Raw genomic sequence first — 24548 nt, 5'->3', positions numbered from 1 at the left:
CAGCACTGCAGCATTGTCCTGTTCGTTGGACCATATCAAACAGGCGAAACTATGACAAAAATCGAAGCAAATACAAAAGGCGCTATTATTTAGGGCGCGCGCGGTTCAACACAACCCCCAGCAGTTGGGTATGGCCTGCCAGGATCTTCTCACAAGCCGCAAGATCCTTTGCGGTGGTGCGGGTTCCATCGGCCACCAGCAAAACACCATCGACTTGCGGCAAAAAAGCCGTCAGATCGTCGTGTTCCAGCACGGGCGGAAGATCAAACAAAGCCACGTCTGCGCGGCTGTCTTCCATCATTGTGTCGATGACCTTTGCTGCCGTGGGATTGTGAAGCACTTCGGACCCAACAGCGGTGCTTGCACCGTTTAAGCCAACCGCCAAGCCATCCGTCAGTCGCAACAAGTGCCGGTGTCCCGGCAAACGACCCGACAAAAAACCAGCCATATCGCCTTGAACTGGCAAAGCGAGCGCCTGCGCCACTCCGGGCTTGCGAAAGTTCAGATCCATTACAATTGTGCGCGAATTCGGAATACGTGCGAGACCCTGTGCGAGATTTGTTGTGACCCAAGTTGCGCCGCAGCCGCTGGTGGGTGCGGCGATGGCCACCCGGCGCCAGCCTTGCGCACGCAAAGTGTGCAGCATGCGTGTGCGCAGCAAATCAATGGCCTTGGCGCTTTCAGTGTCCCGGAAGCGATCAACCATTGGCAACCCGCGTCGCATGGCAAGATCCGTATCGACTTTGATCGTACGTACCCGGCTCCACAGTGGGCTTCTGCTGACAGACGGGGTTGGCTCTTTTTCGAGAACAGCTTCAGGTTTCTCCGCTGGCATAGAGTGCGTGGCCGCGAGAGTAGCCGGGGGGGCAACGGGTTTCGGTTCGGTCACCAAAACGGTCTCAATCTCACGGTTCCGGCGGTGAAAGCTCTTGATCTTGGGCGGCTGTGCCACAGTGCGCTCCTCGGTCAATGGACGAACATGCTCAACCTTGTCGCCGTCGCCCAACTCAGCGGTATTCCAATCGCATAGGTCTTTCATCTTGAAATCTCCACGTCCTTGCAGCTTAAAATAGTTCGGCGCATTTCAAAACACCGGCCTGTGAAGGAAAAACTCAATATCCGGTGCCGCGCCAAACCACGCCGAAGGTACGACGAAGAATTTTGGCATCTTCGAAAAAACTCAGTTGAGCCAAATAGTCACGATCCAAGATTTGACGTGCACCAAAGCCACTCTCATTTCGCGCAGACACTTGCCATTTTCCTGTTATTCCAGGACGCAGCGCGAAATAGGCATCCGGAGCGCCGTACATATGCAGTTGGTCCGGCATCATCGGCCGTGGACCAACCAGGCTCATCTCACCTTTCAAAACATTCCAGATTTGCGGCAACTCATCCAAAGATGTGACACGCAAAAACCGGCCAACCGGCGTGATCCGTGGATCATTTTTGAGCTTTTGAGTGCTGTCCCATTCAGCCCTAAGCTGCGGGTCAGCGTCCAAATGATAAGCCAGCAATGTTTCTGCATCCCGAACCATGGTTCGTAGCTTCAAAATAGAGAACTCGCGCCCATCTCGACCTAAACGGATTTGGCGATAAAAAGGCAGTCCGCTTTCGATCCACAAGGCCAAGGCACAAAGTGCAATAATCGGCAGCACAATGGGCGCGCTGCCCAAGATCAAAATCAGATCAATGACTCGTTTTCCAAAACGCCCATACCCATCGAACCCTGAATCACCGCTCCCCCAAACAGCAAATGTTTCAGGCTCTGGCAGAACAGCGGCCTCTTCTCCTGCATGACCGCCAGTCACAGCCGTCTTCCGTCCGACAAAGATTGACCCTTTGTCGCGCACAAGCAACTCATCCATGTAAAACCCCCACTGATCCCACGTACTACACATTCCGCCGCGCCAAACAGAACCATACAGGCGCCCAATCAGGTCCTGTGCACATTCCCCAACGTGCAGATCTGTCTGTAATTTTCCGCCAGCGGACACCCGAATGCCCCTTGACCCACCGGCCGGAAGAGCAGCGAAATTCTCGCCTTTCTTTTACCTTAAATTTGAGGCAGTTTTTTCAAAATTTGCATTTAGGTTAAGATAGGATAAAATATGGTTAAGATCACCCCTTTCGGAGTAAACAGTCTATCTTTTTTCACAAAACTGTTTCGAGAAACGCTAAATAGATCATGGGATTAAGTCACAAGTTTTAAGAATCTAATGCATTTGTACAAACAAACCTTACCTTTCTAATGTGGCCCTAACCTTTCGGCGAAATTTGGTCGGAGTCGTTGAAGTCCACCGACGAAAGGCATCGTTGAAACTGCTCACACTCGCGTAGCCCAGCTGCTCCGCCACATTAGCGCTCGTCCATTCTGTTTCGTACAAATATCGACAAGCCAGATCTTGCCGGATATCGTCTAATTCTTCAAAGAACCGCATATTAAGTCGCTGTAATTCGCGCGACAATGTCCGCACGCTCATTCCCAATTCTTGCGCCACAGCCTCCTGCGTCAAACCGGGATCGGCCAGTTTTTGATACATGACGGTCCTGAGCCGATGAACCAAAGTGTTTTGCAATCGTTGATCCTCTTGGGCTTGGAGCGTGGCAAAACCTTCAATCAACCGGGACAGAAAGGGATCAACATTGCGCATCTGCCGCCGCAGGTCAGAACCGTTAAAATGGATTTCAAATCGCCCGGTCTCGTGGATCAGAGGACAGCCCCAAAAGGCCTCTCTCTCCCCATTTCGATTGCCGTCAGACAGGTCCAGCCACACCGCTTTGGCAGAAAGCACCTGGCTGCCTGAGCGTGGTTCAAGATACATGCGCGCAGCTTTGAACAACAGCGTCACCAAAAACTCAAGATATTGTCGATGCGGTAAATGCGGCTGTTCCGTGACCTGCCAAACCATCTTTCCCGTATTCGTGAGCTTTGCCTGCACGCCACCTGAATAACAAAATAGGTTTCGCGAAAACGCATTTAGAAATTCCGCCAAAGTGGCGGCGCTGAGCGCGGAATAGGCAACAAGACCCAACAGTCGAAAATCACGACGCAAACCCATTAAAAACCCGAAATCCGGCTGTTCGGTCACACGGGCTGCGTGCTCAAAAAATGATGCAGCTTCAGAGAAGCTCAAATCCGGTGCTTCACCATCCAATACCGTTGAGGCCGCAGGGCCCAGTGGGAACAAATCTTCAATCAAAACGCCCTTTGCATGAAGCCGTTGCACCACGTCTTGGACCAGAAAACCCGGCCGTCGCACCGGCACCGTATGAGACAGAGTGATGTTTGCACCTTTTTCCATGTGTGTTCTCCCGCCCCGCGCCGCCCTTCAAAAGGCAAACGTCCGGCACTACAGTTCCAACGCAATACGCAATTCTTTGAATTCTATGTATTCTGCGACAACGTAAGGTCTTTGCCTGAGGGGATGAGCTTTCCAAAGCTCAGGCCGGGCACACGATGGCATAGGGGCTACATCCGCCCGCACATTGGTTTTGACATGCGGAGTAGCTTTCAATCACCCAATGAGTTTACCACCTGAGACGAGAGATGTATGTCTCTTGTTTTTAGCAATCTCAAAACACTGGTGTGCCCATGGTAAGCTTAGCCCAATCAACACAGTGGATCGCAGTTGTCCGCGATGGGGATACACTGTCGATTTGGAAGATGCGCGACCAACAGGTGGAACATACGCAACGCCAAGTCATTGGACCGACGGTCACAGCCGAAGATTTGGCTGGAATTCTGTCCCAAACTGGCTGGAACGCAGTTCCCGTTGTCGCCGCTGGTCTGGACGATTGCGAGAAGGTGTCGGTGCCGACCGCCCCTGCGCAGGTGCCCATTCGGCGCAGTGACTTTGGAGAAACTTCTGTTTTTACCCTGGCAGAGATTTCCCAAACTCACCCTTGCGGCCAGCTGCAAGGGGATGCGACAAAAATCGCGGGCTTCTTGTCGCTGAACCCAAATTGGGATGGGGTCATCTGTGTTGTTGGAAACAGCAGCACCTGGGCGCAGATCAGCGCGGATGAAGTTGTCAGCTTTGAAACAACCCTCACCCCGACCTTGGCCCGTTCTTTGGGTTTCACATCGCCCGCTGATACGGCTGTGTTGACCAGCGCGCTTGAGGATACACTGTCGCGCCCCGAGGCTTTGGCCGCTCGTCTCAGCAGTGCGGTTTGGTCCAGAAAGGCCCACCCCAACACGGCTGACCTTTCGGCTTCACAAGGCTGGGGCGCGTTGCTGGGTGCAGAGCTTGCAGCGACGCGCCCCTATTGGTTGGGACAAAACCTGGCGCTGATTGCCGCCGCTGATGTGTCACCCATTTATGAGGCGGCGTTTCAGAGCCAGTTTTTACCTGTGACACTCGCCCGGCCTGAGAAAACCTGCCTTGCCGGGCTAAACGCTGCGCGTCGACGTATCCTAAGTACGCAGATCTGATTGGTTAATCGCATCAGTGACAAAGGACGTGCGCTCAAAATTGCGAACCAAGGGCCGTGTCAGTTTGGACTGATCCGCAAAAAACGCGCCCACCTGGCACAATTGCCGCGCGAAATTCGGGTCAACGCCGGGGCTGTCCTTGCGCGCCATCGACTGGTCGCAGTACCACCCGTGTTCCTGCGCGCCACGAATGATCAATTTAAACCGCTGTACACAATGCAACGTGGTATAAACTGCCAAATAGTCCAAATACTGATCCCAACCGATGCCATTGTGCGGATCAAATGTCTGTTTCACGATGTCCAGCATATCATGCGGCGCGATGGGCCATTCTTCATCACCGATGAGCCAAGCCAGATCTTCGGCCCCATGACGGCTGCCGGACAGATCAAACCCGTTCCAACGCAGAAAACCATCATCGCTGATCACCGCGTAACTGGGGCGGCAATGCCATTTGACAAAATCCCATTTCTGCACCGTCAACCGATCTGCCACAGCCTGAAAGTCAAAACTGTCCGGGATTCCACCGGAAAACAGCTGCAAAGCGTCCACAGACCCGACCAAGTTTTCCATCCACTCCTGGCTTGTGCCGATCTTGGGCACCAGCTGCACCACCCCGGATTGGCGTGCTGCGGACTGAATGCGGAAGATGGACGCACAGGCTTCGGCTGCCAATTCTATCCTGTCAGCGGCGTCATGCTCCAGAATTTCGTCCCCCAACCTTGCGTGACCGATGTCTGATTGGAACAAGAACCCATCAGACAAACCAAGGAAGGTTGGAACATCATCGCAGATCGGAGAGAGTTGTTCCAGAACCATCGCCTCCAGATGGGTGCGGCGATAGTTGTGGCGCTGGCTCGCGATGACGGATCCATCGGAAAACCACACCCGCATGGAAGAATGCGGCGATTGTTTCAGCGCCTCGACACGGATCACATCCTTGCCAAAATGACCGGCCGCAATCCCCATGATCATGCGCTCACGATCGTTCAGAGACCCATCCATTTTAACCTCACACAGTCTAACCCAAACAGAGATCCTAAGGTCTCTCAGCTAATGGATCAGACTGCTGCGAAAATCTGAATATATTGCGGCAAAACAGAGCCTCGCGGCGCATTTCTGCGTAAGAAGTAGATATAATTGAATATATCTCTTGGGCTAAGGGGCGGCTTAAGGCAAAGGATCCGTTCGAAACAGCCTTACTTTTAACCCACCGTGTGCGACCGGTGCGCCGGTTGGGAGAAACGGCAATTTCGTAGCCTTGGCCAAGCCGCTGTCGCTGGTCACGATGCCGACACGCCAGCCAGAAAACCGCTCCATCAACACCTCTCCCATTGTGCCATGCAAAGCAAACAGCAGTTTTTTGTTGCCGATACGCGCACCATAGGGCGGGTTGATCATCACCAATCCCGGCGGTCCCTCGGGCGGGCGCACGTCGCCCATGGCCAGTTGCTGAAACCTGCACAGGTCCGCAACATCCGCACGCGCGGCGTTTTGCGCCGACATCTCAACCGCGCCTGCATTGCGATCAGACCCGTAAAACCGCATTTGGGATGGCTGCGGCGTGGATTGCGATTTGACCGCGTCCCAACCAGCCGGATCAAATGTGGCAAGCTGTTCAAACGCAAAGCTGCGGCTGCGCCCCGGTGCCAAGCCTTGCGCAATGTCTGCAGCCTCCAAAACAAAGGTGCCAGACCCACACATTGGATCCAACACGGTTTCCTGACCGTCAAACCCGCATTCACGCAGGAACATCGCTGCCATCGTCTCACGCATGGGGGCTTTGCCAACGGCTGCTTTGTGGCCCCGTTTGTGAAGCGGCTCACCAGAGGTATCAACGCTGAAGACACAGGTATTGTCATCGATGCGCAGCTTGATCGTGATCGGCGCATCCTCAGCAATCTGGATGCCCATCTCTTCGCTGAGCGCCCGTTCGATGCGCTGGGTTGCAGCACCCGCATGATAGATCTTGGACTTTTTGTTGGTGGTTGTCTCCACCTTGACCGGCACATCCGGGCGTAAGACATCGGCCCAGGGAAACTTGCGCGCGCGTTTATCCAGCTGTGCAAGATGGAAGGCGCGAAACCCGCCGATACGCGCCAAAACCCGTGTCGCGCCGCGCAACAGGTAATTGGCCCGCCACACATCCGGCCAGCCGCCTTGGGTCATCACTCCGCCCGGGATGATCTGGGACACTTTAAAGCCCAGCTCGCGCGCCTCGGCGGCCAGCGGATGCTCCAGCCCAGGGGGCACCATCAAAAAGATCTCAAAGTCAGCAGTTTTGTCCATGCGGCCCTCCTTAGCGGCAAAGCCACGGCGCCGCGATGCAAAATTGAGGGCCGCGACAAAAGAAAACGGGCCGCCAGGCGACCCGTTTGTCTGTTTTGTCCGGCGTATTGGGCCGATTAAACGGATTTGGTCAGCGCATCGACCAGATCGGTCTTCTCCCAGCTGAAACCACCGTCTGCATCCGGCGTGCGGCCAAAGTGGCCATAAGCAGCAGTGCGCTGATAGATCGGCTTGTTCAGCCCCAGGTGCGTGCGGATACCTCGCGGGGTCAGATCGATGACCTGCGGTATCGCAGCCTCAATGGCGACAGCCTCAACTTTGCCGGTGCCATGCAGATCCGCATAGATCGACAGAGGAGCCGCCACGCCGATGGCATAGGACAGCTGGATGGTGCAGCGCTCGGCCATGCCAGCGGCAACCACATTCTTGGCCAGATACCGCGCGACATAGGCCGCCGAACGGTCCACTTTGGTTGGATCTTTGCCAGAGAAAGCACCGCCACCATGCGGCGCCGCGCCACCATAGGTGTCGACGATGATTTTACGCCCGGTCAGACCTGCGTCGCCATCGGGGCCGCCGATCACAAACTTACCGGTTGGGTTCACGTGCCAAACGGTTTCATCCGTCAGCCAGCCTTCGGGCAGAACTTCGTGGAAATAGGGTTCGACAATCGCGCGGATGTCGTTTGAAGTCAGCGTTTCATCCAGGTGCTGGGTCGACAGAACCAGAGAGCTGACGCCAACCGGCTTGCCGTCGCGATAGACAACGGACAGCTGAGATTTGGCGTCCGGGCCCAGCGCAGGCTCGGTGCCGTTTTTGCGCACCTCTGCCAGACGGCGTAGGATGGCGTGGGAATACTGGATCGGCGCTGGCATCAAGGCTTCGGTCTCATTGGTGGCATAGCCAAACATGATGCCCTGGTCGCCTGCCCCCTCATCCTTGTCTGCCGCCGCATCGACACCTTGTGCGATATGCGCGGATTGCTCGTGCAGCAGATTGGTGATTTCCACGGTTTCATGGTGGAACTTGTCCTGCTCGTATCCGATGTCTTTGATACAAGCGCGGGCGATCTCATCGATCTTGCCCATATAGTCATGCAGCTTGTCCTGATCGGACAGGCCCACTTCGCCCCCGATGACCACGCGATCCGTGGTGGCAAATGTTTCGGCTGCGACGCGCGCTTCCGGCTCTTCGGCCAGGAATGCGTCCAGCACTGCATCAGAAATCCGGTCACAGACTTTGTCCGGGTGACCTTCGGATACTGATTCCGAGGTAAAGGTGTAGTTCTTACGTGTCATGGGGAAGGTGCTCCATTGTGATTTACCCGTCACGCCAGGAAGCCGTTGTGACGAGAGTGTTCTCTCCGCTTATGCGGAGCTTGCTTCAAGGTCAATCTTTATCGCCTAGAGATTAACCGCTTCTTTGCGAGAATGGCCGCTACGCCGGGAAATCATCGATCCAGCCGTCAAAAACACCGCCAAAAGGAACCAAGGCAAATCCCCTGTGCGGGAATAGAGTGTGGGCGGCAAAGGTGCGGGAAGATCCGCGTCGATGTATCCGGCCTGCCCCAGTGGCAGTTTCATTCCGGGTACGATCCGCCCGTAAGGGTCGATCATTGCAGAGACCCCAGTATTGGCCACGCGCACCATCGGCAGGCCCTGTTCAGCCGCCCGCATCTGTGCCTGCACCAGATGCTGCTGCGGTCCGGAATAGGTCCCAAACCAGGCGTCATTGGTGATCAGCGTCAGGTAATCGGGGCGCGCGTCGCGGGTGTCGATCTCATGCGCAAAGACACCTTCGTAACAGATCAGCAGCAAAGTTCGCCCCGCAGGCGTGTCCAAAAAGGTTCGCGCCTCTCCGGCGCTATAGCCTGCTTCTGCCCGTGCTGCGAGACCATAGATGCCAAATCGCGCCACCAGATCCGGGAAGGGCATATACTCCCCAAAGGGCACCAGATGCATTTTGTCATAGGTCGCCGTGGCGACGCCCGACTCATCCAACAAGACAGCCGAGTTGAAATAGCGCCCGTCTTCTTCGCGCTGGATGCCCAGCAGGATCGGCACGCCATGCGCGGCCTGTGATATCGCGGCGAGCGTGTCGTCGGCATAGTTCAACAGCTGCGGCACAGCGGTTTCCGGCCAAACGATAAGATCAGGCCGTGGCTCATTCGCGGAAAACGCAACCTGCCTGCGGACAAAATCCCAACGTTTATCGGGGTGCCATTTTTCGTCCTGTGGGGCATTGGGTTGCACCAACCGGACCGTGTGATCGGTATAGGCGACGCCGTCTTCGCGCGGTGCTTCGGGCAGCAAGCTAAACACCGTCAAGACATAACCCGCCAAAGGTAAGACGGGCCAGATCCTGCGCATCCGCAGCAGCGCAAGCGGTAGAAACAGCATGAGTTTCACGATGGCAAAACCATGCGGTCCTAAAAGAGGAAGAACACCAAAGGTCCACGGGGTTATGCCCAATTGCGCCAGCCCAGCCCAGGGGAAACCGGTGAGTGCATAGGCGCGCGCAAACTCCAACAGGGACCAGAACCCGATGAGCGCGAGAACACGCCAGTTTCCTGCGGCGCATCGCTGCGCCAAAGCAAAAGCCGCACCCCAGAACAGCGCAAGTCCGCCCGCCAGAAACACAAGGGCAAAGGGGGCCATCCAGCCATAAAGCTCAGCCTCTACCTGGAAAGGTTCAAGGATCCAGGACAACCCATTCAGGAAATAGCCAAAGCCAAAAAACCAACCCAGACCGCCAGCTGCGCGGACTGTGCGCGCGCGCAGAAGAAGGAAAGTTATGGAAACTAGGGCAACCGGCGTCACACCCAACCAATTATGGGGCGCAAGAGCATGCGCCATCAGCGCGCCAAGCAGCAACGCCGCAAGCACTGGCCCGACCCGCGCCACCATCAGCGCTTACTCTGCCGCCGCCTGTGGCAGACGCACCCGCAGACGTTTGATCCGGCGCGGATCCGCATCCATCACCTCAAACTCAACCCCTTCAGGGTGACGGATCACCTCGCCACGCGCGGGCACCCGTCCCGACAGCACAAAGACAAGACCGCCCAAAGTGTCGATCTCTTCCTCGTCGATATCCTCATGTGCGGTCAAAGATCGGCCAAGCTCAGTCTCAAACTCGGGCAGTGGTGTGCGAGCCTGCGCCACGTAACAGCCGGGCTTTTCCTGAAACCAGGTCTGCAGCTCGTTGGTGTCATGTTCATCTTCGATCTCACCAACAACCTGTTCAATCAGATCTTCGATTGTCACCAGCCCGTCGACACCGCCATATTCATCAATCACCAAAGCCATATGCCGCCGCTCGGCTTGCATCTTGGTCAGCAAGACCCCGATCGGCATCGATGGGGGCACAAACAGCAAGGGGCGCAGCATCTGGGTCAGATCAAAGACGCTGGTCTCGCCATTGAACCCATGGGTCAGGGCAAAATCTTTGAGGTGGGCCATACCAACCGGCGTGTCCAACGTGCCCTCATAGACGGGAATGCGGGTAAAGCCGCTGTCGCGGAACACCTGCACCAGCTCGTCCTTGGACATATTTGCAGGGACCGAAACGATTTCAGCCGCTGGTGTTGCCACATCTTCCACCCGCAAACGGCGCAGGTTCATCATCCCGTGTGGCTGCTGAGGCAGAGCGGAAAAACCGTTTACTTCAGAAGGTTTTGGCTGTTCATGTGCTGACAGGTTGCCAAAAAATCGACCTAAGAAACCGGCCCCCGGCCTCATCCCGTCTTCGTTCTCATTCGGCAGCGCGCTCTGCGCCGCGTTAGAACTGCCTTCTATATCGCCCATCTATCCAATCCATTTGTGCCCGGCCCGGGGCATGCGTTAATGCTCATATGGGTTGGGGATACCCAGCTTGCCAAGTATCTCCACCTCCAAAGTTTCCATCAGCGTGGCATCTTCGTCACGTATGTGATCATATCCCAAAAGATGCAACGTTCCATGAACAACCAGATGGCGAACATGGTCTGTCATTGATTTGCCCGCCTCTTCCGCCTCGCGAGCGCAAGTGTCATAGGCAATCGCGATATCCCCCAGTGCTATTTCGCCGGTAAAATCGGCTTCAGGCCGTTCGGGATCAGCACCTGGCGTCTCGGCCGCCAGGTCTTCCGAGGGCCAGCTGAGGACATTTGTCGCTTTGGCCTTTTCGCGAAACTCTTCGTTCAGCTCTGCAATGCGTGCGTCATCGCAGGCCAGGATCACAACTTCACAGTCGTCCAGATCCAGCTGCACATGAGCAAGAGCGGCCGAAACGGCCTCATGCGCCAAGGTCTCAAGCGCCAGCTCCTGCCAGCGCATGTCCTCGATTTCGATATCCAGCATAACCGCCCTCGTCCCCTATCCGATCCGGGCGCAGACCCTTAGGCCGGCGCGTCGTCGGCCTCATAGGCTTCGATGATGGCTGCGACAAGAGGGTGACGCACCACATCGCGGGAGGTGAAGTAGTTAAAGCTGATCTTGGGGATCGTATTCAGCAACCGCTCTGCATCCGCCAAACCAGACGTCACCCCGCGCGGCAGGTCGACCTGACTGCGGTCGCCGGTAATCACCATGCGCGACCCTTCACCCAGACGGGTCAGGAACATTTTCATCTGCATGGTAGTGGCGTTCTGCGCCTCATCCAGCACCACAAAGGCATTGGAGAGAGTCCGCCCACGCATAAAGGCCAGCGGCGCGATCTCGATGGTCTTTTCTTCTTTTAGCTTAGCCAGCTGCTTGCCGGGAAGAAAATCATTCAGCGCATCATAAAGCGGCTGCATATAGGGATCGACTTTTTCTTCCTGCGTGCCGGGCAGAAAGCCCAAGCGTTCACCGGCTTCGACCGCAGGCCGACAGAGGATAATTTTGTCCACATGTCCGGTGATGAACATGGACACACCCACAGCCACCGCAAGATAGGTCTTACCCGTACCGGCAGGCCCGATGCCAAAAGCCAGCTCATGCTCAAACAGAGACTGAACATAGGCTTTCTGCGCGTCGGTGCGCGGTTCAACCAGCTTTTTGCGGGTCTTGATTTCAACCTTGCCGCCGCGGAACATTTCCAGCTGGTCACCTGGCGCAGGCTCTTCGGTGGCACGGGTGTCCATCCGCAATTCGCGGTCCACATCAGCAACTTCGACGCTGCGCCCGGTCTCAAGCCGGTCATACAACGCGGTCAAAACAGCCGCCGCTTGTTCGCGCATATCCGGATCGCCCATTACGGACAACATATTGCCGCGTCGCACGATCTGCACAGTCAACTTTTGTTCGATTTCAGCCAGATGTCGATCGTATTCTCCGCAAAGGTCGATCAACAAACGATTATCAGGGAATTCCAGCAGCACTTCATGGATCGTGGTCTGGTCTTCTGCAGGGTTCGGGGCACCAAAGGCCAAGCGGTTCTCCTGTTTCCGGCGTTACAGGTTCAAGTCTGCATCCGTCGCCCGCCCCGCGCAAGCACCCATCAAGAAATTTCATGGAAGTGAAACAAAATGGCCGCCGGAAACGGCGGCCAATTCAGCAGGTTTTTGCGCAAGCCTCAGAGGCTGTCGGCAATCGGAGAGCCTTGCTTGAAAGGTCCTGTTGCCACATTGCGCGGCAGTTCGCTGTTGCACACAGGCTTTCCGTCAGGTGTGCGACGCAGGTCCGCGTAACCTTCGACACCATCGTCAATGATCCAATGTTCACAACCGTTTGGGTCAACCCAGATGCCCGCGGTCAGCTGCGACAGGTCTTTGCTATCGGTGCCACGGTCCAAGGATTTATTTGGTCCAACCACACCGTGCCCCGCAGAACAGGCGGCCGTCAGGCCCGCAACTGCGATCAGGGCGAAAACTTTGGTAACTTTCATACTCTCTCTCCCTTAGCGCAGGCAGTAGATTTCAACGCGGCGGTTTTCAGCCATGTTGGCGGCACTTGTGTTCGGCTTACGCGGGTCGCGTTCACCGTAGGCACGCACATCGAACAAACGCGCCCCGACCGAGCGGGCCACATGTGCAACCGCATTGGCGCGACGCTGAGACAGGCCAATGTTGTATTCATCCGAGGCACGGCTGTCGGTGTGACCTGCAACCACAAACCCACGGAAGCTGCCTTTTTTGGAGTTAAAGAAATCCTCCAAACGCTTGCGGCCCGCCGTGTTGATATAATGTTTGTCCGTGGCAAAGAACTGATCAGTCGGCATCATGCCGCACAACTCACCACGCCGACAGACGGGTTTGCCATCCGGTGTCACATGTGGGGTCATATACCCTTCGGCACCATCATCCAGCACCCAGTGTTCGCACCCGTCCGGATCCACCCAGATTGTCGGGATATAGCGTTCCCCAATAACCGTACGCGTCTGCGCAGCAGCGCCCGAGACCCCAAGGGCCAATGCCAATGTGCCTGCTGCAACCACAGCACCCAGCGTTTTTGCTTTTTCAATCAACACGACCCGAAATCCTTCGCTCCGTTTCCCCCGACAAGGTCTTTTATCCAAACGGATCAATACAGCACGGCTGCCAATTTACCGGTTTAGAGACCTATTTCCGCGCCAGCATAGCTGCTTTGCAGCCGTCAAGCGCGATGTAATTCAAATATTTTCAAAGAAGTTAAAACAGATTTGGGAACACTAAAACACATATGGAAGAATTGTTGCGCAAAGCGATGCAATTCGGACTCACTTTTGTGAATATCAACGCAAAAGCCGTCACGACTGTGACGGCTTTATAAGCGTTTGCGTTTGGCGACAGCCTTATTCGATCAGCTCACCCGCCAAAGAGTTCGCGCCGGATGACACAATTCGCACCCGCGCCAGATCACCCACCTCACGACCACAATCGGCAACATGCACCGCGTGAAGGTAATCGGATTTACCCACCATTTGGCCTGGGAACCGCCCTGCCTTCTCAAACAGAACCCCAACTTCGCGGCCAACCATACTGTCCTGGATCTCGCGTTGCTGCGTGTTCAGCAGCGATTGCAGCCGCTGCAGACGATCATCCGCTTCGGCCGGGTCCACCTGTGGTCGCTCTGCGGCTGGGGTGCCGGGGCGGGTCGAGTATTTAAAGGAGTAAGCGGTGCCGTATTTGACCTCTTTGATCAGATCCAGCGTGGCCTGGAAATCTTCCTCGGTCTCTTCCGGGAAGCCAACAATAAAGTCACCAGACAACAGAATATCCGGGCGCGCGGCCCGGATCCGCTCGATCAGGCGAATATAGCTTTCGGCGGTATGGCTGCGGTTCATCCGCTTCAGGATTTTGTCAGAGCCCGCCTGGACCGGCAGGTGCAGGTAAGGCATCAGCTTTTTGCAGGTGCCGTGCGCCTCGATCAGGTCATCCTGCATGTCATTGGGATGGCTTGTGGTGAACCGGATGCGCTCCAGCCCGTCCACTTTGTCGAGCTCCCAGATCAATTGCGCCAATGTCCAGTCGGCCCCGTTGGACCCGGCCCCGTGATAGGCGTTGACGTTCTGCCCCAGCAAGGTGATCTCACGCACACCGCGTTCCACCAGATCCCGCGCTTCGGTCAGAATGCGATCCACCGGGCGTGAGACTTCGGCGCCACGGGTATACGGCACAACACAGAAGGCACAGAATTTGTCGCAGCCTTCCTGAACCGTCAAAAACGCAGTCGGGCCCCGTTTTGCCTTGGGGCGGCTCTTGAGTTTTTCAAACTTGTCTTCTTCGGGCATGTCGGTGTCCAGCACCTTCTCACCCTGCCCGGCTTTTGCTTCCATCTCCGGCAGGCGGTGATAGCTTTGCGGGCCAACGACCAGATCCACCAACGGCTGGCGGCGCATGATTTCTTCGCCCTCAGCCTGGGCCACACAGCCCGCCACCCCGATTTTCAGATCTGGTTTCTCAGCCTTCAGACCTTTGAAACGTCCCAATTCGGAATAGACCTTCTCAGCCGCTTTTTCGCGAATATGGCAGGTATTGAGCAGGATCATATCCGCGTCATCAGGACTTTTGGTCTCGACATAGCCCTGCCCGCCCAGCGTCTCCGCCATGCGCTCGCTGTCATAGACGTTCATCTGACAGCCATAGGTCTTGATATAAAGCTTCTTTGGGGCGCTCATCGTGGTCAGCCTTCCAAACGGGGTGAGATCAGCCGCGGCTCATAGCCTGAAACCGAGCCGCTTGCAATGGAGGCGCAATTAACCGATTTTGCAACAAAAGGCCAGAACGGCAATTGGGCCACCTTGCAGCACAGGCATCCTATGACAGGCACCAAGTATCCTTCGTTTGACGATTTCCTCACCCAGGCTCCTGGCTTGGGCAAAGGGCCGATTGCTTTGATCTTTGTGGAAGACGAGGTCGAGATCCCATCCACACTGCGCCATCATTTGGACTGTGGCTTTAAACATGTGGCTGCACTGGTGCCCGACGCGTTTTCAATTCCCAAGGACGTCGCGGACAAGATCCACCGGGTTCCGTTTGATTGCACACCCCACGGCGCTGTATCCAGGGCGATGAACAAGATCATCGCGCAGGTTCCCCAAGGGGCATGGCTTTATTATTGCCATAACGCCGAATATCTCTTCTATCCCTTCTGCGAGACCCGCAGCGTCGGGGAGATGCTGGCGTTTCACGCCGAAGAACGCCGGGATGCGATGCTGGCCTATGTAATCGACCTGTATGCGGGCGATCTGACAACCACACCGTCGGCCGTGTCGCTGGAACAGGCACATCTGGATAAATCGGGTTACTACGCACAGGCCCGCAATGCGCCAGAAACCGGCCACCCGCGCGAACGTCAATTGGATTTCTTTGGCGGTGTCCGCTGGCGGTTTGAAGAGCATATTCCCGAGACCAGCCGCAAGATTGACCGTATCTCGCTGTTCCGGGCCAAACCGGACCTGATCCTGCAGGACAACCACACGTTCAATGATCAGGAATACAACACTTATGCCTGCCCCTGGCACCACAATCTGACGGCAGCGGTTTGCTCGTTCCGAACCGCCAAGGCGTTGAGACGCAATCCGGGCTCACGCTTTGAGATCAACAGCTTCCTGTGGCATAATTCAACACCCTTTGAATGGCATTCCCGCCAGCTGCTGGATCTGGGCCTGATGGAGCCGGGTCAGTGGTTTTAAACAATCGGGGTGCGGAAGACTTCACACCTTCCGCAGCCGAATCACAACATCGACTGAGGCAATCTCAAACCCGTCAGGTGCCGTGGGCAGCTGTTTGATCACCAGCTCTTCAGAAGGCGCGTCAGACAGCCGTGCTTCATTCTCGTGATAGAAATGCGGGTGGTCATGGGTATTGGTATCGAAATAGCTCTTGGAGCCGTCGACAGTAATTTCCTGCAAGACGCCTGCATCACAGAAAGCGCGCAACGTATTGTATACGGTCGCCAAAGAGACGGCAGCACCGCGATCCTTTGCGGATTCAAAAAGGCTTTCGGCGGTGACATGGCGGTGATTTCCATCCCCTACCAGCAGTTCAGCCAAAGCCAAACGTTGACGAGTTGGACGTAACCCGGCTGTCACCAACCAGTTCGTCGCGATTTCCACGCTATTGGGCATCCTGTCTTTCCTGAATCCCTTTGCTGATCGTATATATAGGACTCCCCCCACCCTGAGTTCAAATGAAATTCACTCGCAACTGAGTGTTATTCCCCGTTATGATTACCGCCTGTGCCCTTGCAGGACCCGTTACGCCGGTGTTACAGGAGGCCAGATAAATGCGATGTATCAGGCAGGAGAAGCGCCAGTATGGCCGAATACCCCAACAGCTTTGACAAGGAAGATCTGCTGAAATGTGCCCGTGGCGAACTTTTCGGTCCCGGCAACGCGCAGCTTCCTGCACCACCGATGTTGATGATGGATCGCATCACCGACATCAGTGGCGACGGCGGGGCGCACGGCAAAGGTCACGTGATTGCGGAATTCGACATCACACCGGACCTGTGGTTCTTTGACTGCCATTTCCCTGGAAACCCGATCATGCCTGGCTGCCTGGGCCTGGATGGTTTGTGGCAACTGACCGGCTTCAACCTCGGCTGGCGCGGCTGGCAGGGTCGTGGCTATGCTCTGGGTGTGGGCGAAGTCAAACTGACCGGCATGGTCCGCCCGGATCGCAAGATGCTGACCTACAAGATCGATTTCACCAAAGCCATCCAAACCCGCCGCCTGACCATGGGCGTGGCCGACGGTATCGTCGAAGCGGATGGCGAAGTGATCTACCAGGTCAAAGACATGAAAGTGGCGCTCAGCGAGAGCTGAAACAGAGATTAAATCTCAACTCTGCATCCAAACACGAAAGAGGCCAGCAGGCCTCTTTTTTTGGGGGCAATACCTGCTTCGAACCGTTATTTCCGACGTGTTATACCGCAGCTAAAGCCCGTGTACGAGAAATGACTATCTGAAATTCTGTGAAGCACATCCCAGATTGGGCACTTCCCATTTCGTCGGTCGCTGCTATGCAGCGCCACCTGTCGCGCAAAGCGAATACTCTCTCTGGACCAGACAAGCGATCAGGAACTTGTGCAGATCTGCCAAGAACTGGGCGTCGCCTTCGTTGCGCATTCACTCCTAGGGCGCGGAATGCTGGTGGACCAAGCACCTGATCCCACACGTTTCGTGGCAAAGGATTTTTGCAAGTTCAATCTGCGGTTCCTAACGCCGAATATCAGACCAAGCCTCAATCGGTTGCTCAAATGCAAAGCCTATGCAGCTGCACAACGGTACAGACTAGAAGGCTGCCGTTAGGGTATCACCCGCACCGAGCAATGATCGGCGTCGATGCGGGGTGGTTCGGTATTAATCTGCGCCGCGTACATCAATCGTAGCGTATGGCTTTGGGTTGAACACTTTCTGGATAAAATAGATCGCAACCGCAGCACAGACACCAACCAAGTCGGTCACAATCCCGCCTTCGATCATGAAGAGCGCCGCGGCCAAAAGTGCGATGCGCAGGAACCATGCGCTGCGGCTGCCCATGAACCAGCCTTGTACGCCTGCTGACAAAAGGAAGACGCCGAAGACCGCCGTGACGCCTGCACGAAGGATCTCGACGGTTGAGCCTTCCATCAGGATGGCGCTGTTGTAGAAAAACATGAACGGCACGATAAAGGCGGCAATGCCGATCTTGAACGAGGCCACAGAGGTCTCCATCGGGTTTGCACCCGAAATCCCCGCCGCAGCGTAGCTGGCCAAGGCGACGGGCGGTGTGATCGCGGATACAACTGCAAAGTAGAAGACGAAGAAATGCGCGGTTAGCTGTGGAATGCCCAGTTGGATCAGGCCCGGTGCCACAACCGATGCCGCAACCGCATAGGCCGCCGTTGTCGGCATTCCCATTCCCAGAAGAATCGCGATGCACATAGCAAAGAAAAGTGCCAGCAGCTGGCTTAAACCTGCAAGGTCCAGCAAGACCGCCGAGAAGCGCGCACCGACACCAGTCAAGCTGATGACTCCCACGATGATCCCTGCACAGGCGCAGACGGCGATGATCTGGATTGACATGACGCCGGCCAGCTCGAAGGCCTTGATGATCGACCGGATACCCATTCGATGTGGCGTCAGCCAAGACACCACCGCAGCCGCCACCGTGGCCAGTGTGCCCGCGCGAATAACCGAATATCCAAGGAAAAGTGCCGCGATCAGAATAATGATGGGAATAAACAGGTATGCTTGGCGCACCAGTTTCGCGAATTTTGGCAATTCGTCTTCGCGCATCCCACGCATGTTCAGCTTTGCCGCCTCAAAGTCGACCATGAAGTAGATCGAGGCAAAGTAGAGGATCGCCGGGATTACAGCCGCAATCGCGATTTCCTGGTAGGGAATGCCCGTTACCTCGGCCATGATAAAAGCGCCTGCCCCCATGATCGGTGGCATGATCTGGCCACCGGTGGAGGCGGCGGCTTCAATCGCGCCAGCGGTTTTCTTGTGATAGCCGACCTTCTTCATCAGCGGAATGGTCAGTGATCCGGTAGCCACAACATTGCCCGCTGATGTACCGTTGATCATGCCCATGAGGCCCGACGCAAAGATCGCAACTTTGGCAGGACCACCACGCGCACGCCCGGCGGTGGCGAAGGCAAAGTTCACAAAATAGTCGCCCACCTTTGAGGCCTGCAAGAACGCCGCGAAAATGATGAACAGGATGATATAGGTCGATGAAACCGCGGTGGTTGGCCCAAGAATACCTGCGTCGGAATAGACATGACCGAAGAAACGCTGCCAGCTATAGGCGCTTTGCACGGCAAGAATGCCGGGCAGCAGGTGCGCTGTAAACGTGTAGACAAGGAACACACCGGTAATGATGACCAGAGCGAGCCCCGCCACGCGGCGCGTCAGTTCCATGATCATCGCCGCACCTGCGGTTGCTGCAAAAGCAACCCCGACCGGAACGAACGGGGTCCCGACCGAATTGCGCGCCGCTGTGCCATAAATTGCCACCAGATAGACAGCCACGACTGCACCACAGAGTGCCAGCACCACATCGGAGGCTGCAAAAAGCTCTCGCCCGCGTCGCTCAAACCAGCCCAACAGGATCCCGCCAAACGTGGCGATCAACAGCGGGATACCGAACCAGCGAACTTCAGTCTGAAAGATCTCAGTGCCGGGGAACGCAGGCCAGGTGATCAGGCCACCCATCTGCGGCAAAGTGCCTGAACTGATCGTACTTGCAAATCCAACTGCGGTTACACCGGCGATCAGAACCGGAATGGTAAGGGCAAGTGCGAACCACGACAGGAGCGGCGACTTGTTGTACTCTTTGTCTGGGTGAAAACTGTGCGCCGAGAACAAAAGGAACCCGAGTGCCAGCGCGCCCGCGATGTGGACGATACGGAAGTTCCATGTTTCCATCGGGAACTGCGGTAGCAATGGAATTTCGATGCCAGTCCAATCGGAAACAGAAACACCGTTCAGCGCGATCATGTGGAACATGGCATAAAGCGTCGAAAGTGCTGCAATGAACATATAGCCGGAGCCTGTGAACAGGCGGCGATTGCCCTCAATGGGCTCTTCATCCACGCCTTCGGCCAAGACTGTTGCCTGATCCTCCAATGCTGCTGGGTCAGTCGTTTCAGTTCTTTTAGTATGCTCTGCCATGGTGTCCCCTGTCGGCCGTATATGCCGCCAGACGTGCCTCGCCGTGAGGGTTTCGGATGACCGGAACCGTCATAAGCCGCCGCAGGGCATCGTCCGTCTTTTCAAAGAAAAAGGCGCACCGGCCCAGCCATTTGGCGGCCGATGCGCGACCTGTGTGGCTCAGTTGCCGTGGATCATGCCGTCAGCAATGTCAGCGCCTGCGTTTTCGTTGAACCAGCGGGCTGCGCCAGGGTGCCATGCCATCACGGTGTTGCGATCCCAGTACTGTGGCAACGTGGACCGGGCCGCACGGTGTGTGTTCACCATACGCTCGTTGTCAGACATAACCGCGTCGACAACACCGTAAACGAAGGTTTCAGGCAGATCGCAGTTCGCAATTGCAAAATTCCACATCGAGACAGAGCGCGCTGGCGCCTCTAGGGTTGTGTAGGAGTCTGCCGAGATGTCAAACGGAGCTACGGGGAAGGCTGCGGTGATTTTTGCCTGCTCGTCTTCCGTGAACTCGATGATATTCACCGCCACCTGTGCCTCAAGCTGGGATACCGCCGGAACCGGAACACCCGCCGCGAATGCGATTACGTCCAGCAGACCGTCTTGAAGCTGGCTGCCAAGGTCGGACCAGCCACCATTGCGGCGCTCAAAATTGACACCCAGTTCTTCCATCATACGCGGGAAGTAGGTGTCCGATGTCGAACCCGCAGGGCCAAAACCGATGCGCGCACCGTCCGGGATATCCGCTACCGAGGAGATACCTGAAGCCGACAGAGCCGTTACCGAGAATGGCGTCTGGTACATTGGGAACATCGCGCACGCATTGGTCATCTGTAGACCTGGTGCGATCGGGTTGCTTCCGGCAATGGATTCAGCCGCCGGGCCCATTGTGGTCATGCCAAATGGCAGGTCGCCCGTGTGAACCAAGGCCATGTTCTGCATCGGTCCACCAGTGACTTCCGCGCCGCCAGACACGCCCAACGCGTCCGACACGATACCGGCCCAGCCCGAGCCATAACCGAAATATGTACCGCCCTGTGAGCCGGTGCCAACAGTAAAGCTTTCAGGCCAACCGGTCTTATCGACTTGAGTTTCTGCGACTGCCGCGCCTGCGGTCAACGCTGTTGCAGCACATACGGTCGTTAGCCGCTTGATCGCTTTGAAATGCATAAGTTCCTCCTTGTTGTTTTGCCGTGTGAGACAACGCGACCTCCATTTCGCGTCGTCCGGCATACACCCCTCGTGTCAGAATGTATCAGACGCTACATGCAAGAAATTGGTGAACTCAAGAAAAAAGCGTGTTCAGAATGACGCCCATTATTATACAATAAATTTAAATAATTTTCAGGCGGTCCGGGACAATGCCTCCACATTCGCGTCGAGCACATCCAAAAAAGCATCACGCGCTGGATGCCGCGTGTCCCGCAACCAGACCACCGACAAGGCCAATTTTTCGCGGGCGATGCCCGGTGGGATCGACAGCGGAACAAAACGCACACCACCAACCGCGAGGCGCGACGCCCATTTTGGCACGATTGCCAAACCGACGCCGGTCGACACCAGGCTGACAATAGTCTGTTTCTCTTCAGCGACCTGGGCCACACGGGCCGCATAGCCGGAACCCAGGAACAGTTTCATGGTCAGGTCATGACTATGGGGCCGCGACTGCCGCTCTGGTACGATCAATGGTTCATCTGCCATATCGGCCACGGTGATTTCGGTTTTCGTTGCCAAATCATGTTGCTCTGGCACGGCAACAACGGCAGTCTCATTGAAAAGTGAGCGAAATTTCAGCCTTGTGTCTCTCACTTCCGGCGGTCTAACAATGGCCGCATCCAGCCGACCGGACAGAACTCTCGGCAATAACCGGATAGTCTTTTGTTCCATCAATTCGATATCGATCTTGGGATAAAGCTCACGAAAATGGGGTAAGAACTGCGGCATCAGTCCGGCCGCGGCACTGTCGATTGCCCCAATGCGAAGCACGGGTAACTGATCTTGTTGCCCCTCACGAAACTCTGCTTCTAAACGATCTGCCCGGTCCACAATGTCTCGTGCAGCTTCGACAAAGTCACGTCCGGCCTCTGTCAGCGATACGTGTCGTGTGGTGCGCACCAGCAATCTGCTTCCCAGGCGATCTTCTAGCAGCTTAATTTGCCGTCCGAACGAAGCGGGAAGCATGTCCATCTGCTGTGCGGCCTTCCCAAAGTGCAAAGTGTCGGCGACGGCGATCAAGCAGCGAAGTTGACGAAGTTCCATATACTCGGGCCATTATTGCAAAAATTTATATGATAAATGCATTCTTGCAGCGCGACCGTCAAGTTGCGACTGTTCCGGAAAGAGGGAGCATTCGAACCGCCTGAGCAACTTCGTTAAGCGCGGGTCGCACCAATGCGGAGACAAATTATGCGTACATACAAAATTGCCGCCATCCCCGCCGATGGAATCGGCCCGGAAGTGATAGAAGCCGGGCTTGAAGTGCTATCCGCGTTGGAAAAGCGGGACGGAACCATCAAGTTCGACGTCGAAACGTTCGACTGGGGATCGGACTACTATAAACAGCACGGCGTCATGATGCCTGACGACGGACTTGAGCAGCTGAAGCCATTCGATGCGATCTACTTTGGCGCGGTTGGAGCGGCGGACGTGCCGGATCATATCACTTTGTGGGGCCTACGCTTGCCGATCTGTCAGGGCTTTGACCAATACGCCAACGTTCGCCCGACAAAGATCATCCCGGGCGTATCCTCGCCATTAAAGGATGTGGGCGTCGGCGATCTGGATTGGGTCATCGTGCGCGAAAACTCCGAAGGGGAATATTCCGGCCACGGTGGACGAGCACACAAGGGCATGCCTGAAGAAGTTGGCACCGAAGTGTCGATCTTTACCCGTGTCGGCGTCACCCGGATTATGCGTTACGCCTTCGCGCTGGCCCAATCGCGGCCACGTAAACACCTGACCGTTGTGACGAAATCGAACGCGCAGAGGTTCGGAATGGTAATGTGGGACGAAATCGCAGCCGAGATCGCGGCGGAGTTCCCGGATGTGACTTGGGATAAAATGCTGGTCGACGCAATGACGGTACGAATGGTCAAAGATCCGAAATCCATTGACACCATCGTGGCCACCAATCTTCACGCGGACATTCTATCGGATCTTGCGGGAGCACTAGCGGGATCGCTGGGGGTTGCACCAACCGCGAACATTGACCCCGAGAAGCGCTTCCCGTCAATGTTCGAACCGATCCACGGCTCGGCCTTTGACATTACCGGCAAGGGTATCGCAAACCCGGTCGCCAGTTTCTGGACAGCCAGCCAGATGCTTGACCACCTTGGGGAACCCGAAGCCTCCGCACGCCTCATGCGCGCGGTTGAAAGGGTCTGCGCCGATGGCATTGTCACACCGGACGTGGGTGGCACAGCCACGACCAGCGAAGTTACCGACGCGGTCTGCGAAGCAATCCGACGCGAAAACATCTAACGGAGGCCGGTTTGATGAGCGCTTCTGATCCGCAGCTCTTGCTCCGCCGGATGCTAGACGCAGCAATATCGGCGGCGGACCCGGCAATGGTGTTGGCGCAGCATTTGCCCGAAAAGCCGACGGGACGCTGCATCGTGGTGGGCGCGGGCAAGGCGGCTGCAAGCATGGCGCGCGCGGTAGAAGTCGCTTGGCCTGATGTAGATATTTCGGGCGTTGTGGTCACGCGCTATGGCCATTCGACATCGACAGACAGGATCACAGTAAGGGAAGCATCACACCCGGTGCCCGACGAGGCTGGTCTATCGGCGGCTCATGAAGTTTTAAGGGCCGCACAGGGAGCGCAAGCAGGGGATTTGGTGCTGGCTCTCATTTCTGGGGGCGGATCCGCCCTGATGCCGATGCCACGACCGCCGCTGACCATCGAGGACGAAGTCCTGGTGAACAAAGCGTTGTTGAGATCCGGCTTGCCGATTGACGATATGAACCGCGTCCGGCGCCGCTTGTCGCTGATAAAAGGCGGAGGCTTGGCAGAAGCGGCCCATCCGGCGAAAATCGTCACGCTGGCAATATCGGATGTTCCCGGCGATCATCCTGCGGCCATCGCGTCTGGACCAACCGTGCCGGATCCAACAGCCGGGGATGATCTGTCCGCCATTGTAGAAAGCCTCGGCGAGAGCATGCCGGAAGCAGCAAGGCGCATACTCCTCGCTGAGCCAGCACCTGGGCCAGAGTTTGACGCGGATTTCCGGCTCATAGCAGTACCCCAAATGGCACTTGAGGCCGCCGCACAAGTCGCGCAAGACGCCGGTATCACACCTGTCGTTCTCGGCGATGCGCTGGAAGGAGAAGCACGTGAGCTCGGCACCGTAATGGCTGGAATCGCAAAGGCTATTCGAACGCACGGAAACCCGGCGAAAGCGCCCGCAATTTTGATTTCCGGAGGCGAAACCACCGTTTCAATCGGATCGGGGCGCCCCGGCAAGGGCGGGCGAAACACGGAGTTTCTCCTTGGGCTCGCACTTGGGCTTTCCACAGGCCCGGATATCCATGCAATCGCTGCCGACACTGACGGGATCGACGGAAACGAAGACGCTGCCGGTGCCATCCTCGGACCAAACAGCTTAACCAAGGCCCGAGACGCGGGACTGGATCCTGAATACTACCTGTCGTCACACGATAGCTACACACTCTTTTACAAATTGGATGCCCTTATTCACACTGGACCGACTCTCACTAACGTGAATGATTTTAGGGCGGTACTTGTTCTCTAAAACGCACTGTTTCTCTGGGCGTTGTTCTGCCCTTCGAAAAA

The 24548-nt window shown here is 56.2% G+C and carries 22 protein-coding genes and 1 riboswitch; of the genes, 5 read left to right on the top strand and 17 right to left on the bottom strand.

The window, feature by feature from the left end; translation table 11 throughout:
- Positions 1–85: 85 nt before the first annotated feature.
- The 3 genes from GFB49_RS12465 to GFB49_RS12455 form a co-directional block, all read right to left on the bottom strand.
- Positions 86–1039, bottom strand: a complete 954-nt coding sequence (locus GFB49_RS12465; RefSeq protein ID WP_153216211.1) for a CpsD/CapB family tyrosine-protein kinase — start codon at positions 1037–1039, stop codon at positions 86–88.
- A gap of 73 nt (positions 1040–1112) precedes the next feature.
- Positions 1113–1994 (bottom strand): sugar transferase, encoded by an 882-nt coding sequence (locus tag GFB49_RS12460; protein ID WP_343032557.1) that lies wholly within the window; start codon positions 1992–1994, stop codon positions 1113–1115.
- 243 nt (positions 1995–2237) lie between these two features.
- Complete coding sequence (locus GFB49_RS12455) at positions 2238–3302, bottom strand: AraC family transcriptional regulator (protein ID WP_153216210.1); 1065 nt, start codon at positions 3300–3302, stop codon at positions 2238–2240.
- A gap of 290 nt (positions 3303–3592) precedes the next feature.
- Here GFB49_RS12455 and GFB49_RS12450 point away from each other — a divergent pair, with 290 nt between their 5' ends.
- On the top strand, positions 3593–4435 hold the full coding sequence (locus GFB49_RS12450) for a 2-dehydro-3-deoxygalactonokinase (RefSeq protein ID WP_153216209.1): 843 nt from the start codon (positions 3593–3595) through the stop codon (positions 4433–4435).
- On the opposite strand, the gene GFB49_RS12445 is transcribed toward GFB49_RS12450, so the two are convergent.
- The 10 genes from GFB49_RS12445 to miaB all read right to left on the bottom strand — a co-directional run bounded on the left by GFB49_RS12445 (position 4418) and on the right by miaB (position 14779).
- Positions 4418–5440, bottom strand: coding sequence for a hypothetical protein (locus GFB49_RS12445; protein ID WP_153216208.1), 1023 nt, complete (start codon positions 5438–5440; stop codon positions 4418–4420). The two genes, GFB49_RS12450 and GFB49_RS12445, sit on opposite strands and share 18 nt — an antisense overlap.
- A 165-nt stretch (positions 5441–5605) precedes the next feature.
- Positions 5606–6724: a THUMP domain-containing class I SAM-dependent RNA methyltransferase gene (locus GFB49_RS12440; protein ID WP_153216207.1), complete on the bottom strand. Its 1119-nt coding sequence runs from the start codon at positions 6722–6724 to the stop codon at positions 5606–5608.
- Between the two features lie 116 nt (positions 6725–6840).
- Positions 6841–8022: a methionine adenosyltransferase gene (metK, locus tag GFB49_RS12435; RefSeq protein ID WP_153216206.1), complete on the bottom strand. Its 1182-nt coding sequence runs from the start codon at positions 8020–8022 to the stop codon at positions 6841–6843.
- A gap of 8 nt (positions 8023–8030) precedes the next feature.
- A riboswitch (SAM-SAH riboswitch) is annotated at positions 8031–8079 on the bottom strand.
- A gap of 48 nt (positions 8080–8127) precedes the next feature.
- Positions 8128–9630, bottom strand: coding sequence for an apolipoprotein N-acyltransferase (gene lnt / locus GFB49_RS12430; protein WP_153216205.1), 1503 nt, complete (start codon positions 9628–9630; stop codon positions 8128–8130).
- A gap of 6 nt (positions 9631–9636) precedes the next feature.
- A complete protein-coding gene (locus tag GFB49_RS12425) occupies positions 9637–10527 on the bottom strand; it encodes a hemolysin family protein (RefSeq protein ID WP_153216204.1) in 891 nt (296 codons plus the stop codon).
- 36 nt (positions 10528–10563) lie between these two features.
- A complete protein-coding gene (gene ybeY, locus GFB49_RS12420) occupies positions 10564–11061 on the bottom strand; it encodes an rRNA maturation RNase YbeY (protein ID WP_153216203.1) in 498 nt (165 codons plus the stop codon).
- Between the two features lie 38 nt (positions 11062–11099).
- Positions 11100–12113 carry a PhoH family protein gene (locus tag GFB49_RS12415; RefSeq protein WP_153216202.1) on the bottom strand — a complete coding sequence of 338 codons (1014 nt, stop codon included), beginning with the start codon at positions 12111–12113 and terminating at the stop codon, positions 11100–11102.
- 143 nt (positions 12114–12256) lie between these two features.
- A complete protein-coding gene (locus GFB49_RS12410) occupies positions 12257–12568 on the bottom strand; it encodes a hypothetical protein (RefSeq protein ID WP_153216201.1) in 312 nt (103 codons plus the stop codon).
- A 12-nt stretch (positions 12569–12580) separates the two neighbouring features.
- Positions 12581–13147, bottom strand: coding sequence for an OmpA family protein (locus tag GFB49_RS12405; RefSeq protein ID WP_194269340.1), 567 nt, complete (start codon positions 13145–13147; stop codon positions 12581–12583).
- Between the two features lie 306 nt (positions 13148–13453).
- Positions 13454–14779, bottom strand: a complete 1326-nt coding sequence (gene miaB, locus GFB49_RS12400; protein WP_153216200.1) for a tRNA (N6-isopentenyl adenosine(37)-C2)-methylthiotransferase MiaB — start codon at positions 14777–14779, stop codon at positions 13454–13456.
- 141 nt (positions 14780–14920) lie between these two features.
- Between miaB and GFB49_RS12395 the strand changes: the two genes are divergently transcribed.
- Positions 14921–15796, top strand: coding sequence for a glycosyltransferase family protein (locus GFB49_RS12395; RefSeq protein WP_153216199.1), 876 nt, complete (start codon positions 14921–14923; stop codon positions 15794–15796).
- Between the two features lie 21 nt (positions 15797–15817).
- Here GFB49_RS12395 and irrA read toward each other — a convergent pair whose 3' ends face one another.
- A complete protein-coding gene (gene irrA / locus GFB49_RS12390; RefSeq protein ID WP_153216198.1) occupies positions 15818–16231 on the bottom strand; it encodes an iron response transcriptional regulator IrrA in 414 nt (137 codons plus the stop codon).
- A 189-nt stretch (positions 16232–16420) separates the two neighbouring features.
- On the opposite strand from irrA, the gene fabA reads away from it, so the two are divergent.
- Positions 16421–16930, top strand: a complete 510-nt coding sequence (gene fabA / locus GFB49_RS12385; protein ID WP_153216197.1) for a bifunctional 3-hydroxydecanoyl-ACP dehydratase/trans-2-decenoyl-ACP isomerase — start codon at positions 16421–16423, stop codon at positions 16928–16930.
- A 537-nt stretch (positions 16931–17467) separates the two neighbouring features.
- On the opposite strand, the gene GFB49_RS12375 is transcribed toward fabA, so the two are convergent.
- From GFB49_RS12375 to GFB49_RS12365, 3 genes are all read right to left on the bottom strand, one after another.
- Positions 17468–19765: a TRAP transporter permease gene (locus tag GFB49_RS12375; protein ID WP_153216196.1), complete on the bottom strand. Its 2298-nt coding sequence runs from the start codon at positions 19763–19765 to the stop codon at positions 17468–17470.
- 159 nt (positions 19766–19924) lie between these two features.
- On the bottom strand, positions 19925–20926 hold the full coding sequence (locus GFB49_RS12370) for a TAXI family TRAP transporter solute-binding subunit (RefSeq protein WP_153216195.1): 1002 nt from the start codon (positions 20924–20926) through the stop codon (positions 19925–19927).
- 174 nt (positions 20927–21100) lie between these two features.
- Positions 21101–22015 (bottom strand): LysR family transcriptional regulator, encoded by a 915-nt coding sequence (locus tag GFB49_RS12365; protein ID WP_153216194.1) that lies wholly within the window; start codon positions 22013–22015, stop codon positions 21101–21103.
- 147 nt (positions 22016–22162) lie between these two features.
- Here GFB49_RS12365 and GFB49_RS12360 point away from each other — a divergent pair, with 147 nt between their 5' ends.
- Together GFB49_RS12360 and GFB49_RS12355 are read left to right on the top strand one after the other, a co-directional pair.
- Positions 22163–23236 (top strand): tartrate dehydrogenase, encoded by a 1074-nt coding sequence (locus GFB49_RS12360; protein ID WP_153216193.1) that lies wholly within the window; start codon positions 22163–22165, stop codon positions 23234–23236.
- A 14-nt stretch (positions 23237–23250) separates the two neighbouring features.
- Positions 23251–24507: a glycerate kinase type-2 family protein gene (locus GFB49_RS12355; RefSeq protein ID WP_153216192.1), complete on the top strand. Its 1257-nt coding sequence runs from the start codon at positions 23251–23253 to the stop codon at positions 24505–24507.
- Positions 24508–24548: the final 41 nt, after the last annotated feature.

The organism is Tritonibacter litoralis, assembly GCF_009496005.1.
GTDB lineage: Bacteria > Pseudomonadota > Alphaproteobacteria > Rhodobacterales > Rhodobacteraceae > Epibacterium > Epibacterium litoralis.
The sequence above is the reverse complement of the archived record's forward strand: the minus strand, read 5'-3'. Positions and strand labels throughout refer to the sequence as shown.

Excerpts from the sequence above, each read along its gene's own strand:
- GFB49_RS12465 (WP_153216211.1), bottom strand. The coding sequence starts at position 1,039 with ATGAAAGACCTATGCGATTGGAATACCGCTGAGTTGGGCGACGGCGAC.
- GFB49_RS12455 (WP_153216210.1), bottom strand. The coding sequence starts at position 3,302 with ATGGAAAAAGGTGCAAACATCACTCTGTCTCATACGGTGCCGGTGCGA.
- GFB49_RS12450 (WP_153216209.1), top strand. The coding sequence starts at position 3,593 with ATGGTAAGCTTAGCCCAATCAACACAGTGGATCGCAGTTGTCCGCGAT.
- GFB49_RS12445 (WP_153216208.1), bottom strand. The coding sequence starts at position 5,440 with ATGGATGGGTCTCTGAACGATCGTGAGCGCATGATCATGGGGATTGCG.
- GFB49_RS12440 (WP_153216207.1), bottom strand. The coding sequence starts at position 6,724 with ATGGACAAAACTGCTGACTTTGAGATCTTTTTGATGGTGCCCCCTGGG.
- metK (WP_153216206.1), bottom strand. The coding sequence starts at position 8,022 with ATGACACGTAAGAACTACACCTTTACCTCGGAATCAGTATCCGAAGGT.
- lnt (WP_153216205.1), bottom strand. The coding sequence starts at position 9,630 with ATGGTGGCGCGGGTCGGGCCAGTGCTTGCGGCGTTGCTGCTTGGCGCG.
- GFB49_RS12425 (WP_153216204.1), bottom strand. The coding sequence starts at position 10,527 with ATGGGCGATATAGAAGGCAGTTCTAACGCGGCGCAGAGCGCGCTGCCG.
- ybeY (WP_153216203.1), bottom strand. The coding sequence starts at position 11,061 with ATGCTGGATATCGAAATCGAGGACATGCGCTGGCAGGAGCTGGCGCTT.
- GFB49_RS12410 (WP_153216201.1), bottom strand. The coding sequence starts at position 12,568 with ATGAAAGTTACCAAAGTTTTCGCCCTGATCGCAGTTGCGGGCCTGACG.
- miaB (WP_153216200.1), bottom strand. The coding sequence starts at position 14,779 with ATGAGCGCCCCAAAGAAGCTTTATATCAAGACCTATGGCTGTCAGATG.
- GFB49_RS12395 (WP_153216199.1), top strand. The coding sequence starts at position 14,921 with ATGACAGGCACCAAGTATCCTTCGTTTGACGATTTCCTCACCCAGGCT.
- irrA (WP_153216198.1), bottom strand. The coding sequence starts at position 16,231 with ATGCCCAATAGCGTGGAAATCGCGACGAACTGGTTGGTGACAGCCGGG.
- fabA (WP_153216197.1), top strand. The coding sequence starts at position 16,421 with ATGGCCGAATACCCCAACAGCTTTGACAAGGAAGATCTGCTGAAATGT.
- GFB49_RS12375 (WP_153216196.1), bottom strand. The coding sequence starts at position 19,765 with ATGGCAGAGCATACTAAAAGAACTGAAACGACTGACCCAGCAGCATTG.
- GFB49_RS12370 (WP_153216195.1), bottom strand. The coding sequence starts at position 20,926 with ATGCATTTCAAAGCGATCAAGCGGCTAACGACCGTATGTGCTGCAACA.
- GFB49_RS12365 (WP_153216194.1), bottom strand. The coding sequence starts at position 22,015 with ATGGAACTTCGTCAACTTCGCTGCTTGATCGCCGTCGCCGACACTTTG.
- GFB49_RS12360 (WP_153216193.1), top strand. The coding sequence starts at position 22,163 with ATGCGTACATACAAAATTGCCGCCATCCCCGCCGATGGAATCGGCCCG.
- GFB49_RS12355 (WP_153216192.1), top strand. The coding sequence starts at position 23,251 with ATGAGCGCTTCTGATCCGCAGCTCTTGCTCCGCCGGATGCTAGACGCA.